Source organism: Microbacterium sp. bgisy189 (genome assembly GCF_965345345.1).
Taxonomy (GTDB): domain Bacteria; phylum Actinomycetota; class Actinomycetes; order Actinomycetales; family Microbacteriaceae; genus Microbacterium.
In genome coordinates, this window is record NZ_CBDRMZ010000001.1 from 143420 (window position 1) to 156690 (window position 13271).

At 72.4% G+C, this 13271-nt stretch carries 16 protein-coding genes; 8 read left to right on the forward strand and 8 right to left on the reverse strand.

The genetic code is table 11. The features are described 5' to 3' along the window. Window positions 1–4 precede the first annotated feature (4 nt). The 3 genes from ACSF8R_RS00750 to ACSF8R_RS00760 are packed head-to-tail and all read left to right on the forward strand — an operon-like array spanning window position 5 to window position 2495. The gene (locus tag ACSF8R_RS00750; RefSeq protein WP_434809934.1) at window positions 5–1558 is read left to right on the forward strand and encodes an SDR family oxidoreductase; all 1554 of its coding nucleotides are present in this window, start codon (window positions 5–7) and stop codon (window positions 1556–1558) included. A gap of 38 nt (window positions 1559–1596) precedes the next feature. After that, window positions 1597–2070 carry a MogA/MoaB family molybdenum cofactor biosynthesis protein gene (locus tag ACSF8R_RS00755; RefSeq protein ID WP_434809935.1) on the forward strand — a complete coding sequence of 158 codons (474 nt, stop codon included), beginning with the start codon at window positions 1597–1599 and terminating at the stop codon, window positions 2068–2070. Beyond that, complete coding sequence (locus ACSF8R_RS00760) at window positions 2067–2495, forward strand: molybdenum cofactor biosynthesis protein MoaE (protein ID WP_434810366.1); 429 nt, start codon at window positions 2067–2069, stop codon at window positions 2493–2495. Before ACSF8R_RS00755 ends, ACSF8R_RS00760 begins: the two co-directional genes overlap by 4 nt. A 1-nt stretch (window position 2496) precedes the next feature. Here the strand turns inward: ACSF8R_RS00760 and ACSF8R_RS00765 are convergent, their stop codons facing one another. The 6 genes from ACSF8R_RS00765 to ACSF8R_RS00790 are packed head-to-tail and all read right to left on the reverse strand — an operon-like array spanning window position 2497 to window position 6448. After that, complete coding sequence (locus tag ACSF8R_RS00765; RefSeq protein ID WP_434809936.1) at window positions 2497–2730, reverse strand: MoaD/ThiS family protein; 234 nt, start codon at window positions 2728–2730, stop codon at window positions 2497–2499. Then, window positions 2730–2993: a DUF6457 domain-containing protein gene (locus tag ACSF8R_RS00770; protein ID WP_434809937.1), complete on the reverse strand. Its 264-nt coding sequence runs from the start codon at window positions 2991–2993 to the stop codon at window positions 2730–2732. The genes ACSF8R_RS00765 and ACSF8R_RS00770 overlap by 1 nt, the downstream gene beginning before the upstream one ends. Further along, window positions 2990–3586, reverse strand: coding sequence for a molybdenum cofactor guanylyltransferase (gene mobA, locus ACSF8R_RS00775; protein ID WP_434809938.1), 597 nt, complete (start codon window positions 3584–3586; stop codon window positions 2990–2992). The genes ACSF8R_RS00770 and mobA overlap by 4 nt, the downstream gene beginning before the upstream one ends. Beyond that, window positions 3583–4053 (reverse strand): cyclic pyranopterin monophosphate synthase MoaC, encoded by a 471-nt coding sequence (gene moaC / locus ACSF8R_RS00780; protein ID WP_434809939.1) that lies wholly within the window; start codon window positions 4051–4053, stop codon window positions 3583–3585. The genes mobA and moaC overlap by 4 nt, the downstream gene beginning before the upstream one ends. Before the next feature lie 5 nt (window positions 4054–4058). Next, a complete protein-coding gene (locus ACSF8R_RS00785) occupies window positions 4059–5303 on the reverse strand; it encodes a molybdopterin molybdotransferase MoeA (protein WP_434810367.1) in 1245 nt (414 codons plus the stop codon). Next, window positions 5300–6448, reverse strand: a complete 1149-nt coding sequence (locus ACSF8R_RS00790) for a ThiF family adenylyltransferase (RefSeq protein ID WP_434809940.1) — start codon at window positions 6446–6448, stop codon at window positions 5300–5302. The genes ACSF8R_RS00785 and ACSF8R_RS00790 overlap by 4 nt, the downstream gene beginning before the upstream one ends. Before the next feature lie 68 nt (window positions 6449–6516). On the opposite strand from ACSF8R_RS00790, the gene ACSF8R_RS00795 reads away from it, so the two are divergent. The 5 genes from ACSF8R_RS00795 to ACSF8R_RS00815 are packed head-to-tail and all read left to right on the forward strand — an operon-like array spanning window position 6517 to window position 9764. Then, window positions 6517–6909 (forward strand): TOBE domain-containing protein, encoded by a 393-nt coding sequence (locus ACSF8R_RS00795; RefSeq protein ID WP_434809941.1) that lies wholly within the window; start codon window positions 6517–6519, stop codon window positions 6907–6909. A gap of 1 nt (window position 6910) precedes the next feature. Continuing rightward, entirely contained in the window at window positions 6911–7720 is an 810-nt protein-coding gene (gene modA / locus ACSF8R_RS00800; RefSeq protein ID WP_434809942.1) for a molybdate ABC transporter substrate-binding protein, read from the forward strand. A 16-nt stretch (window positions 7721–7736) separates the two neighbouring features. Then, window positions 7737–8555 carry an ABC transporter permease gene (locus ACSF8R_RS00805; RefSeq protein ID WP_434809943.1) on the forward strand — a complete coding sequence of 273 codons (819 nt, stop codon included), beginning with the start codon at window positions 7737–7739 and terminating at the stop codon, window positions 8553–8555. Beyond that, the gene (locus ACSF8R_RS00810) at window positions 8552–9637 is read left to right on the forward strand and encodes an ABC transporter ATP-binding protein (protein ID WP_434809944.1); all 1086 of its coding nucleotides are present in this window, start codon (window positions 8552–8554) and stop codon (window positions 9635–9637) included. Before ACSF8R_RS00805 ends, ACSF8R_RS00810 begins: the two co-directional genes overlap by 4 nt. 4 nt (window positions 9638–9641) lie before the next feature. Continuing rightward, window positions 9642–9764 (forward strand): hypothetical protein, encoded by a 123-nt coding sequence (locus ACSF8R_RS00815; RefSeq protein WP_434809945.1) that lies wholly within the window; start codon window positions 9642–9644, stop codon window positions 9762–9764. A gap of 98 nt (window positions 9765–9862) precedes the next feature. Here ACSF8R_RS00815 and cydC read toward each other — a convergent pair whose 3' ends face one another. Together cydC and cydD are read right to left on the reverse strand one after the other, a co-directional pair. Then, window positions 9863–11536 carry a thiol reductant ABC exporter subunit CydC gene (gene cydC, locus ACSF8R_RS00820; protein ID WP_434809946.1) on the reverse strand — a complete coding sequence of 558 codons (1674 nt, stop codon included), beginning with the start codon at window positions 11534–11536 and terminating at the stop codon, window positions 9863–9865. Then, on the reverse strand, window positions 11533–13227 hold the full coding sequence (cydD, locus tag ACSF8R_RS00825; protein ID WP_434809947.1) for a thiol reductant ABC exporter subunit CydD: 1695 nt from the start codon (window positions 13225–13227) through the stop codon (window positions 11533–11535). Before cydD ends, cydC begins: the two co-directional genes overlap by 4 nt. Window positions 13228–13271 lie beyond the last annotated feature (44 nt).

The following is a 13271-nucleotide window of genomic DNA, read 5'->3' on the forward strand; positions in this document are numbered from 1 at the left end:
GCACATGGACACTGCCGACCCCCAACTGACGACACCCACCGGGCGCGAGCCGGCGCTGCTGGCGGTGTCGCGATCCGACGGCTCCCCGCCGCGGGCGCTCGTGCTGGGGGCGACCGGCTACATCGGCGGGCGGCTCGTCCCACGGCTGCTCGCCGCCGGCTACCGGGTGCGCGTGCTCGTGCGCTCGCCGGCGCGGCTGCCCGCATTCGCGTGGGGTGACGACGTCGAGGTCGTCGTCGGGTCGGCCGATGACCGCGATGCCGTGGACGCGGCGGTGGACGACGTCGATGTGCTGTTCTATCTCGTGCACAGCATGGGCAGCGGCGCCGACTTCGAACGACGTGACCTCGACGCCGCTGAGACGGTCGCGTCGGCGGCGGATGCGGCGGGCGTCGGCCGCATCGTGTACCTCGGCGGACTGCATCCCGACGGCGTCGAACTCAGCCCTCACCTGCGGTCGCGGGTGGCGGTGGGTGACTGCTTCCTCGCTGCCGTGACGCCCGCCCTCGTGCTGCAGGCGGGAGTCGTGATCGGGTCGGGGTCGGCATCGTTCGAGATGATCAGGCACCTGACCGACGTCCTGCCCTACATGCCGGCGCCGAAATGGGTGCGCAACCGCATCCAGCCCATCGCCGTGCGCGACGTGCTGCACTACCTGCTCGCCGCCGCGCGGGTGCGCGGAGACGTGAATCGGGCCGTCGACATCGGCGGGCCCGACGTCCTGCGGTACGGGCAGATGATGAACGGGTACGCCGTGGAGGCGGGACTGCGACAGCGTGCGATCGCTGCCCTGCCGGTGCTGACACCGGCGCTCGCATCGCATTGGGTGAACCTCGTGACACCGGTGCCGCGCAGCATCGCACGCCCGCTCATCGCGTCGCTGCAGCACGACTGCGTCATGAAGGATCACACCGTCGACGACCTCATTCCGCGGCCCGAGAACGGACTGACACCGTACCGGGAGGCTGTCTCGCTCGCGCTCGGTCGGATCGACGCCGACGCGGTCGAGACGAGTTGGCAGGACGCCGACGTCAGTGGCGTGCCGAGCGACCCGCTGCCGAGCGACCCCGAGTGGGCGGGGCGCACCGTGTTCACCGATGAACGAGAGGTGCGCACGACCGCCTCGACCGATCGGGTGTGGGCAGTGGTCGCGGGGATCGGTGGCGACAACGGGTGGTATTCGTCGCCGTGGCTGTGGGCGGTGCGCGGGTGGATGGATCGGCTCGTCGGCGGGATCGGGCTGGCGCGCGGCCGACGCAGCCGCGACCGTGTCGCGGTTGGGGATGCCATCGACTTCTGGCGTGTCGAGGCGGTCGAACCCGGCCGCCTGTTGCGCCTGCGCGCCGAAATGCGGGTGCCCGGGCTCGCGTGGCTCGAAATGCGCGTGCATCCGGATGGTGACGGCGCGCGGTACGACCAGCGGGCCGTCTTCTTTCCGAAAGGGCTCGCGGGCCGGCTGTACTGGCTGGCGGTGCTGCCCTTCCACGGCGCGATCTTCAGCGGCATGGCTGCGCGCATCACGGGCGCCGCCGAGTCGGCGGCCGAGCACGCCGGGTGAGGATCCGTCGCGCGGGGCGGTGGCCGTAGGCTGAAGGCATGATCCCGGCCGCTGTCATCACCGTGTCCGACAGGTCGGCCGCGGGTGCGCGAGAGGACACGTCGGGGCCCGTCGCCGTCGCGGCGCTCGTCGAGGCCGGGTTCACGTGCGCGGAGGCGACCGTGGTCCCGGATGGGGCGGAACCGGTCGCTGCGGCACTGCGTGACGCGATCACGCAGGGCGCCAGAGTCATCGTCACGAACGGGGGGACCGGTATCGGGCCCCGAGACCGCACGCCCGAGGGGACCGCAGTGGTGCTCGAACGCGAGGTTCCCGGGATCGCCGAAGAACTTCGACGTCAGGGCGCCGCCATCAAGCCCGCGGCCATGCTTTCGCGGGGGCTCGCCGGCGTCGCGGGCGGTGCGCTGATCGTGAATCTTCCCGGGTCGCCGAAGGCGGTCGCCGAGGGGATGCCGGTGATCGTTTCGGTCGCCGGCCACGTGATCGCGCAGTTGGACGGGGGTGACCACTGATGGCCGTGCGCATCGCGCGGATCAGCGACACGGCGCTGGATCTCGCCGCGCACTTCGCTGCCGTCGACGATTCCACCGCGGGCGCGGTGGTGAGTTTCGTCGGCACGGTGCGCGATCACGACCCAGACGCGTCGGGCGCCGTCATCGCGCTGGAGTATTCCGCCCACCCCGACGCCGAACAGACGCTCCATGCGCTCGCCGAGCGGGCGCTGGGCGAGGCCGACGGCTTCGTCGCGGTCAGTCACCGGGTCGGGCGACTGTCGGTGGGGGATGCCGCCGTCGTCATCGTCGTCGCGACCGCGCACCGCGCGGAGGCGTTCGACGTGTGCCGGGCGCTCATCGAGTCGATCAAGACCGATCTGCCGGTCTGGAAGCGGCAGGTCGAGGCAGACGGCACGACGGCGTGGAAGGGCCTGGGCGGCTGAGTCAGCCGCCGGCGAACGGCGGGAGCACGTCGACAAGCGTGTCATCGTGCAAGGCGGCTTCGTCGCCCGTGCGGGACCCGGCCACGAGCACGGCGCAACGCGGCAGGATCGCGGCAAGGCCCGGATGCTCCGCCGCCAGTGCGGCACGCAACGCGCCGAGGGTCGGTTCGGTGCGCGATTCCTCGGCGGTGCCCGCGAGTTCTTCGGCCGCGGCGAAGTAGCGGATGCGGGCCATCAGCCCTCCCACTCGGCTGCGAGTTCGGTGACGGCGGCCACCGCATCCCGCACCTGCTCCGGCGTGCCGCCTGCGCGACCCGCGACCAGGCCCGCAGCGAACGCACTGAAGGGCGCGGCGGGGCGGGCCACGCCGTTCGCGACGTCGCGGGCGAGGTCAAGGATGAGTGAGACGGGCAGGTCATCGGGTCCGAGATCGAACCGTGCGCGCAGGGCATCGGCCCACGCGTCGAGGGCCTCGGGCGGCAGGGTGCGCTCGTTCATGACGACTCCGATCCAGGCGCGGCGCGAAGCCGCGCCTGCTTCAGATCTTCCCACGTGTCCACGTCTGCGGTCTCGGCTGCCGGCGCTGCGAGCACCGTGATCGCGAGGTCGGCGAGCAGATCGCGCATGGACGCGCCCGCACCGCCGTCTGCCATCGCGGATGCCGCGCGCCGCAGCGCGGCGGTGCGGTAGATCGCGGTCAGCCACTGCGGACGCGAGGATTCGTCGGCCAGGCACACGCCGTCGGCATCCGCGGGAAGGAGCGCGAGGTCTCGCAGCAGCCGCGCGACGGCTTCGGGGGCACCCGGCAGGTCGCAGGCCAGGACGACGGTCCACTCGGCATCCGTCGCACCGAGCGCATCGACTCCGGCGACGACGGCCGCAGCGGGGCCACCGAAGGCAGGCTCCTCGCGCGCCCATCGCACCGGCAGGTCGAAGTCGAGCACCGGCCCGACCACGACGATCGGATCGCAGCCGGTGACGGCATCCACGGCCGTTGCCAGCAGCGAGCGGCCCGCCACTTCGAGCAGCGGCTTCACCTCACCGTCGAGGCGGCGCGCACGGCCGCCGGCGAGGAGGATCGCCGCGGTCATTCCGGGCGGACCCAGTCGCCCGAGCGGCCGCCGGATTTCGCCGTGATGCGGACGTCTTCGATGACGGTGGTCTTGTCGATGCCCTTGACCATGTCGACGATCGCCAGCGCCGCGACCGAGACGGCCGTGAGTGCTTCCATCTCGACGCCGGTGCGGTCGGCGGTGCGCACCGTCGCGCTGATCTCGACCCCGTCGCTCGTGACGGCGAGGTCGACCGCGGCGCCGTGCACGCCGATGACGTGGGCCAGCGGCAACAGGTCGGGTGTGCGCTTGGCAGCCTGGATGCCGGCGATCCGCGCCACCGCGAACACATCGCCCTTGGGCACGGTGCCGTGGGTAAGGGCTTCGAGCGTTGCGGGCGCGCAGCGCACGAACCCGCGGGCGGTGGCTTCGCGGACGGTCGGCTGCTTCGCGGTCACATCGACCATGTGGGCGTTGCCGGCGGCATCCAGGTGGGTGAAGTCCATGGTGCTCATCCTTCCAGCAGCAGCACGTCGATGAGATCGCCCGCGGTCACTGCCTCGGTTTCGGCAGGCACGACGGCATACGCCTCAGCGCGGCCGAGTCCGCCGGCCAGGTGCGATCCCGATCCGCCCCGCGTTGCTGGCCCCACGGTCCAGTGTGCAGGATCGGTGCGGTTGATCGCCGCGGGCAGGTATTGGCGGCGGCCGGGCGGTGTGCGCCACGACGTGGATGCCGGCAGCCGCAGCACGGGCCGTGCGAGATCGCCGCGGCCCTGCATCGCCAGCAGCGCGGGCCGCACGAAAACTTCGAACGACACGGCCGCGCTCACCGGATTGCCCGGCAGTCCGAACAGCAGCGTGCCCTCAGACGTGACGCCGAACCCCTGCGGTTTGCCGGGCTGCATGGCGACCTTCGAGAACGTCATCGCGTCGGCCAGTTCGTTCTTGACGACCTCGTACGCGCCTGCGCTGACGCCACCCGTGAACACGACGGCGTCGAGCCGCTCACCCGTGTATTCGCGCAGGAGGCCGCGCAGCCCGCTGCCCTCGTCGTCGACCGAGGCCACGTGCACGACGTGTCCGCCGGCCTCGGCGACGAGCCCCGCGATGAGCGTGCTGTTCGACTCGGGGATCTGCCCGCGGTGCAGCGCAGTGCCGGGGGCAACCAGTTCGCTGCCCGTCGAGACGACCAGCACCTGTGGTGGCGCCGAGACCGTCACGGTGCCGACCCCGGCCGCAGCGATCGCACCCAGTTGCCACGCGCCGAGGCGGATGCCTGCCGGCAGCACCTCGTCGCCGGTGTGGAGGTCTTCGCCGCGCCGACGAACGTGCGCGCCTTCGGCGGCGGGAGCGCGCAGCACCACGACGGTTTCGAGCGAATCCTCGAGCCCGCCGGCCGTGTGTTCGAACGGCACGATCGCGTCGGCGTCGGTGGGGACGGGGGAGCCGGTCATGATCCGCGCCGCCTGACCCGGGCCGAGTGGCGGATCGTGTTGCGTGCCCGCGGGTAGATCGGCGACGACCCGCAGGGTCACGGGGCTGTCGGGCGTCGCCGAGGCCACGTCGGCGAAGCGCACCGCGAAGCCGTCCATGGCGGAGTTGTCGAAGACGGGCACATCGACCGCTGCCGTCACGGCCGTGGCGAGGGTGCGGCCGAAGGCCTGGGGGAGCGTCGTCGTGCTGCGATCGGTGGGACGCACGGCATCCAGCACGGCCCCGAGGTGCGCCTCGACGGTGCGCAGGTCGCCCATCATGCCGTCCACGCGGCGAGCCCGCCCGCGAGCACCGAGGCCTCGACGCCGCGAGAGCGCAACACCTCGGCCGCGTGGCGGGCACGGATGCCGTGGGCGCAGATCACGACGACCGGGTCGGTGCCGACCGCGCCCGGGTCGGCGAGGAACTGCTGCAGCGGAATGACCTCTGAGCCGGCGACGATGCCGGTCTGCGTCTCCCACGGTTCGCGGACATCGAGGAGGGTCGCGCCGGCATCCTGCGCGGCGAGCATCTCGTCGGCGGTCAGTTCGGGGATCAGCGCAGGCGCGGGCGCTTCGGCCTCGCGCAGCGTCGGAGATTCGCCGTTCTTCGGAGCGTTTCCGCCTCCGGCATCCGAAGTTGTGCCGATCTCCGAAGTTGCGACGGCGGGATGCAGTGGCACCTCGCGCACGGTACCGCGCAGCGCGTCGACCACCGCGATGCGCCCGAGCAGCGGGTCGCCGATGCCGGTGATGAGCTTGATCGCCTCGGTCGCCAGCATGCCGCCGACTTGTAGGCACAGTGAGCCGAGCACGCCCACCGCGGCGCACGACGGCAGATCGCCGACAGTCTCGGGTGGGTACAGGTCGGAGAGCACGACCGCGTCGCCGGTGGGTGGTGCCGACCAGAAGACGGTCACCTGGGCGTGGAACTCCTGCACGACGCCCCACACCAACGGGATGCCGAGGCGTTCACACGCCGCGGCCACGTCGACGCGGGTCGCGAAACTGTCGGACCCGTCGACGACGAGGTCGGCGCCGGTCAGGAACTCGGCCGCGTTCGCGGCGGTGAGTCGCGCCCGGACGGGGTGCACCGTCGTGTCGGGAGACAGATCGCCGGCGACCCGCACCGCGGAGTCGACCTTCGGGGCGCCGACATCGGTCGTGCGGTGCAGCACCTGACGCTGCAGGTTCGAGAGGTCGACATCGTCGTGGTCGATCACGGTCAGCGTGCCGACGCCTGCCGCCGCGAGCGCGAGGATGACGGGCGATCCCAGCCCACCGGCTCCGATGACGGCGACGTGCGCAGCAGCGAGACGACGCTGCGCCAGGTCGCCGAAGCCGGCGAGGGCGGCGTGCCGTGACGTGCGCTCCCGCTCGTGTGCCGACAGCGCCGCGACAGGCTCTACAAGGGGCGGGAACGACATGCGACCAGCGTACGCGCGTGGGCGCAACGGAGGATTTGCGACCGCAGATGCGGTGATAGTTTGAGAAAATGTCCGCATATCGGGTTTCTGAGGCTGCTCGTCTGCTCGGGGTGAGCGATGACACGGTCCGCCGCTGGGTGGATGCCGGCACCCTGCCGACGACGGGTGCGACTCCGACCGAGATCCCCGGGGCTGCGCTCGCCGCGCACGCCGCCGATCTCGCCCGCACCGCCCACGATCCCGCCGACCGGCTCTCCAGCGCGCGAAACCGGCTCACCGGACTCGTCACACGCGTACAGGTCGACGGCGTCATGGCGCAGGTCGACATCCAGGCCGGACCGCACCGCATCGTCTCGCTCATGTCGGCCGAGGCAGTTCGCGACCTCGCCCTCGAACCGGGTTCGCTCGCCGTCGCGGTCGTGAAGGCCACCACCGTCATCGTCGAAGCCCCGAAAGGCTGACATGCGCAGCGTCATCACCACGATCGCCGTACTCGCCGCCGTCGCCCTCTTGGCATCCGGCTGCGCCACGAACCCGGGTTCGACGAGTGACATCGACCCGAACGCCCCCGAGGTCACCGGCACGCCGGGCCCCGACCTCGACGGTGATCTCACGATCTTCGCGGCGGCGTCGCTGAAAGCCGCCTTCGACGAACTCGCGATCAGGTTCGAGCGGCAGCACCCCAGCGTCGACGTGCAGCCCGTCAGCTATGACGGCTCGTCGACCCTCGCGACGCAGCTTCTCGAAGGCGCGGCGGCCGATGTGTTCGCCTCGGCGGACGAGAACAACATGGCCAAGATCACCGATGCCGGCCTCGCAGCGGATGCGGAGCTGTTCGCGACCAATACGCTCGTGCTCGTGACGCCCGCGGACAATCCCGGGGCTGTGACCGGGCTCACCGATCTCGCCGACCCCGCCCTGAACGTCGTCCTGTGCGCAGCCGAGGTGCCGTGCGGCGCCGCTGCCGACACCCTGCTCGAGAACCAGGGCGTGACGGCATCGGTCGACAGCTTCGAGCAGAACGTCACCGCCGTGCTCACGAAGGTCGCGACCGGCGAGGCCGACGCGGGCCTCGTGTACGTCACCGACGCCGCAACCACCGACGACGTCGAATCCGTCGCAACCGATTGGGCGGATGCCGTCGTCAACCGTTACCCGATCGTCGCGCTCGACGGGGCGGCTGACGCCGAGATCGCGGATGCGTTCATCGCCTTCGTCCTGTCGGACGCCGGACAAGCGGTGCTGAGCGAGCTGGGATTCGGCGCGCCGTGACACAGGTGCGCGGGGCATGAGATCGGCAGCGCGCGGGTACGTGCCGCAGGTGCTGGCGGTGCCGGCCGTGCTCGGCCTCGCCGTGCTCGTCGTGCCCCTGGCAGCGCTCGTCGGACGCGTCGAATGGGCGACACTGTGGCGCGACGTCACGGCACCCGAAGCGCTGGCGGCCCTCGCGCTGTCGCTGCAGACCGGGGTCGTCGCGACGGCCCTCTGCCTCGTGCTCGGCGTGCCGCTCGCCCTGCTCATCGCACGCGCCGGGGCGCGGACGGCGGCGGTGCTGCGGGCAGCGGTGACCGTGCCGCTCGTGCTGCCGCCGATGGTCGGCGGCGTCGCACTGCTGTTCCTGTTCGGGCGGCGGGGATGGCTCGGACCGGTGCTGGCAGACCTCGGCATCCAGATCCCCTTCACGACGGTCGCGGTCGTGCTGGCGCAGACCTTCGTGGCGCTGCCGTTCCTCGTGCTCGCGCTCGAGGGCGCGCTGCGCTCGACCGGGGTCGGATACGAGCAGGCGGCAGCCGCGCTCGGCGCCGGCAGGTGGCGGATCCTGTGGCGCGTCACGCTGCCGCTCGCACTGCCCGGCCTCGTCGCCGGCACCGTGCTGTGCTTCGCCCGGGCGGTCGGCGAGTTCGGTGCGACGGCGCTGTTCGCCGGCAACGCCCCCGGCGTCACGCAGACGATGCCGCTCGCGATCTACACCGCGTTCAACGGTGCCGGTGTCTCGCAGGGCACTGCGGTCGCGCTGTCGCTGCTGCTGCTCGTGACGGCGCTGGCCGTGCTGCTGCTCGTGCGGGCATGGCGTCCGGGCGGGCCCAGTGCGGAGGTGCCGCGGTGAGCGCTCTCCACGCCGAGGTCGCCGTCGCCGCCCGCCGGCTCGACGCGACACTGCACGCGGATGCCGGCGAGACCGTTGCGGTCATGGGGCCGTCGGGGGCGGGCAAGTCGACGCTTGTCGAGGCGATCGCCGGGCTCGTGCCGCTGAGCGGCGGTGTCGTGCGGATCGGGGCGCGCACCGTGGCGGATCCGCGGCCGCGCGTGCCCGTGCACCGTCGCGGCACGGTGCTGCTCGGGCAGGATCCTCGCCTGTTCCCGCATCTCAGTGCCCGCGACAACGTCGCCTTCGGCCCGCGGTCCCGCGGCGTGGAGAAGGCCGCGGCGTCGCATCACGCCGACGAGCTGTTGTGGCGGGTGGGGCTCGGCGGCGCCGGGCACCACCGGCCGTCCGAGCTGTCGGGCGGGCAACGGCAGCGCGTCGCGCTCGCCCGGGCGCTCGCCGTCGCACCCGACGTGCTGCTGCTCGACGAGCCGCTCACCTCGCTCGACCCCGAAACCGCCGACGGCATCCGCGCGGTGCTCGCGGACGTGCTGCGCGGGGTGACGACCGTGCTGGTCACGCACGACGCCGTCGATGCGGCGTCTCTCGCCAGTCGCCTCGTCGTGCTCGAAGCCGGTCGCGTCACCCAGCACGGCGCCGTGCGCGACGTGCTGAACCGTCCCGCGACGCCGTTCGCCGCCGCGCTTTCGGGCGTCAACCGGGTCACCGGCAGGCTGCTGGACGGGCGATGGGTCGCCGCGCACGACGGCGGCGCGCCGGTCGTGCTGGAGGGGACGGCACCGGCATCCGGGCGCGACGGTGACCCGCTCGTCGCCGTGTTCCGCCCCGGCGCCGTGCGCATCGCCGGGGCCGCGGCCGACACCTGGACCGGCGTGCTGCGGCTCGACGCCGCGCAGCCCGGCCGCTGGCACGCCCGCGTCACCCGTCTCGAGCAGACCCCGTCGGGCGTGCGCGTGCACACCGACGCACCCGCCGTCGTCGCCGAGCTGCCCGTCGAGGTCGTCGCCGACCTGGGCCTTCGCCCCGGCATCCCCGTCGCCCTCGCCGTCGACCCCGCCGACGTCCGCCTGCTCCCCGGCTGACCCGGTGTCACCGGCCCACGTCGTCGCCTCGGCCGGCAACACCGGCGCGCTCGCGTTCTCCCCACGCGTCGGATTCACACCCATCCCGTCGCACGAGGGCGTGCAGGCGTTCGGCCGCGACCTCTGACGCGCGTCTCCTTCCGCGAACCCTCATACCTTCGCCGAACCCTCACGATTCACGCGCGCAAACTGGGTGGGTTCGCGCAAAGTGTGAGGGCTCGCGCGTCAGGCCGCGAGGCGGCCGTCGACCAGGCGCACCGTGCGGTCGACCATGCCGGTCGGCGGGGTCACGTGCGAGATGAGGACGACGGCCTGATCGGGCGCGACCGCGCCCAGCAGGTCGGTGAGCAGGGCATCGGATGCCGCGGCATCCACGCCTGCCGTCGGCTCGTCGAGCACCAGCACGTCGAAGCCGTGCAGCAGCGCACGCGCGAGCGCGATGCGCTGCGCCTGACCGCCGGAGACGAGCCCGCCGCGCTCGCCGACCCGGGCATCGAGCCCGCCGCGCTCGCGCAGCCACGGACCGAGCCCGACCCGTTCGAGCACCGCTTCGAGGTCGGCGTCGGTCGCGGTGTCGCGCGCGAACAGGAGGTTCTGGCGGATGTCCTCGTCGAACAGCATCGGGCGCTGTTCGCACAGGCCCACCGTGAGCCGCACGTCGTCGGGCGCGAGGGTGTGCACGTCGACGCCGCCGATCGTGTACCCGCCGTCGACCTCGAGGAAGCGGACGAGTGCGTGGGCAAGCGTCGACTTGCCGGCGCCGCTGGAACCGACCACGAGCAGGCGTTCACCGGGCCGCACGTCGAGGTTGACGCCGTGCAGTGCGGGCTCCGTTGCGCCCGGCCAACGCACCGTCGCCCCGCGCAGTGCGATTCCGTCGCCGAGCGGTAGGGCGACCCCGGTGGGTTCGCGGTCGGCGACGATGCCGCTCGGGAGTGTCGACGGCGTGGCCTCGGCGACGCGGGAGGCGGCCGTGCGCACCTGCCGCCACGCCGCAGCAGCCAACGGGACGGCCGCGAACACCTCGAACACGGCCATCGGCACGAGCACCGCGACCGCCAGTGACGGGCCGGGGGGCGCACCGGCGGGCGTCGCGACCAGCAGGGCCGCGAGCGATGCGGCACCGGCCGCAAGCGAGACGACCGCCGCCGTTCCCGCCTGCGCCCCGGCGCGCCGCACGACCGCACGGCGCAACGCGGCGTCGGCGGCGGCGATCCGGTCACGGCCGGCACGCTCGGCACCATAGGCGATCAGCACGTCGAGGCTGCCGAGCTGGTCCATGACGGCATCCGCGAGGCGTGCTCGCAACGGTGCGATCCGACGCTCGGCGCGGGAGCCGGCGGCCCATCCCCACGCCGTCGCGGCGACCGCGGCGATCAGGAGGCAGGCCAGCAGGGTCAGGGCCGCAGGCCACCACACGAACGAGACGAGCACGATGGCACCGACCGCGACCGTGACAGACGACACGAGCGGCAGCACGACGCGCAGCGGCAGGTTCTGCAGCTCATCGACGTCGTCCACGAGCGTGCCGAGCACCGAGCCTCGCCGGGTACGGGCGAGGCCGTCGGGTGCGAGCGGCACGAGGCGGCGCAGCAGGTCGGTGCGGGTGACGGCGAGCTGTCGCAACGTGGCATCGTGGCTGGAGAGGCGTTCGGTGTAGCGGAATGCTGCACGCGACAGCGCGAAGGCCCGCACACCGACGACGGCCGCTGTGATGTACATGACGTGGGGCTGCTCGGAGGCACGCACGATGAGCCACGCGCTGACGGCGAGGAGGGCGACGGCCGAGGCTTCGGAGAGGAATGCGGATGCCGCGGCAGGCCAGAACCTGCGCAACCCCGGCATGGCGGTGCGCAGTACGGTCCGCGTGGTCGCGGGCGCTTCGAGGTGATCGGTCATGCCGTCACCGCCGTCTCATCGCGCACACCGGTGAGGGTGACGACCCGATCGGCGATCCGTTCGGCGGAGCCGCGGTGAGAGATGAGCAGCACCGTCGCCCCCGCATCGGCAAGGCTCCGGATGCCACGCCACAGCGCCGCTTCGGTGCCGGCATCCAGCGCTGCGCTCGGCTCGTCGAGGGCGACGACCTGGGCCTGCCCACGCAGGTGGCGGTAGACGGCGCGCGCGACAGCCACCCGCTGCGCCTGACCGCCCGAGAGCCCCGCGCCCTGCACACCGAGGTCGAGGTCGGCGGCGATGCCGTCGGCGCACGCGACCGTGAGCGCGCGGGTGAGCAAGGCGTCATCCGGTGCGTCGTCGCCGATCGAGACATTACCCGCGACGGTGCCGGCGATCAGTCCCGGCTGCTGGCCCGCCCAGGCCAGCCAGGTCGCCGGTGCATCGACCGGTGCCGGTTCGCCGCCGAGCAGAATCGCCCCGTTGAACCTCGCCGCACCCCGAAGCGCGGCGAACACGCTCGACTTGCCGGCCCCGCTCGCCCCCTGCAGCAAGGTCACCGTCCCCGGCGCCGCCGTGAACGACACCCCCGGCAGCATCCGTTCCCCTCGCCGCACCCGCACATCCCTCAGCTCGAGCACACCGGGTCGTCGAGTGTCCAAGACACGCGGTTCGGTGGCATCCGTCATCCGCGTGTTCTGGACACTCGACACCGTGCGGGCGGCATCGAGCACCGAGAAGACGTCGTCGGTGGCGGCGACGCCCTCAGCGGCCGCGTGGAACTGGACGCCGACCTGACGCAGCGGCAGGTACGCCTCGGGCGCCAGCAGCAGCACGAACAGGCCGACGAACAGTGCGAGGGTGCCGTCGATCAGGCGGAAGCCGATCGTGACGGCGATGATCGCGACCGAGATGGATGCCAGAAACTCCAGCGCGAACCCCGACAGGAACGACACCCGCAGCACCCGCATCGTCTCGCGCCGGTACGTGTCGGTGACGGTGCCGATCGTGTCGACGGCGCGGCGGTGACGACCGAACACCTTCAGCGTCGACAGGCCGTTGACGGTGTCGGAGAAGCGGGCCGCGAGGTGTCCGAGGGTCTGCCACTGCTTCTGCTGCACGGCTCGCGTCGCGAGGCCGATGAGCACCATGAACAGGGGGATGAGCGGCAGGGTGAACAGCACCGTCAACCCCGAGACCGCGTCGTGCCACCAGATGACCGCCAACAGCAGCGGCGTCGCGACGACCGTCTGCACGAGCTGCGGCAGGTAGCGGCCGAAGTAGGCGTCGAGGGCTTCGAGGCCACGGCCCGCCGTGACCGCGAGGCGGGCGCTGTTGTGCGCGGCGAGCCATTCCGGGCCCAGCCGCCCGACGGCTGCGACGAGATTCGCGCGCAGTTGCAGTTCGACGTGGGCGGCGGCGCGGGCCGCCACGACCTCGCGCACCCAGAGCAGCAGTGCGCGGGCGGCGATCACGGCGGCCAGTGCGCCGAGGGTGGGGGCGAGCGCTGAGGGCGGCAGCCCGTCGATCGCGTCGGTGATCGCGCGGGTGAGCAACCAGGCGAACGCGACGATCACGGCGGTCTGTGCGAGCGCGATGGCGCCGATCGCGACGAAGAACCCGCGGGATGCCGTCGCATACCGCAGCAATCGGGGATCGACCGGGCCGCGTACTCGCCCGCCGTCAGCACCCATGCTTCGATCTTCGCTCATTCCGACTGGCTCATCCCGTCACCTCG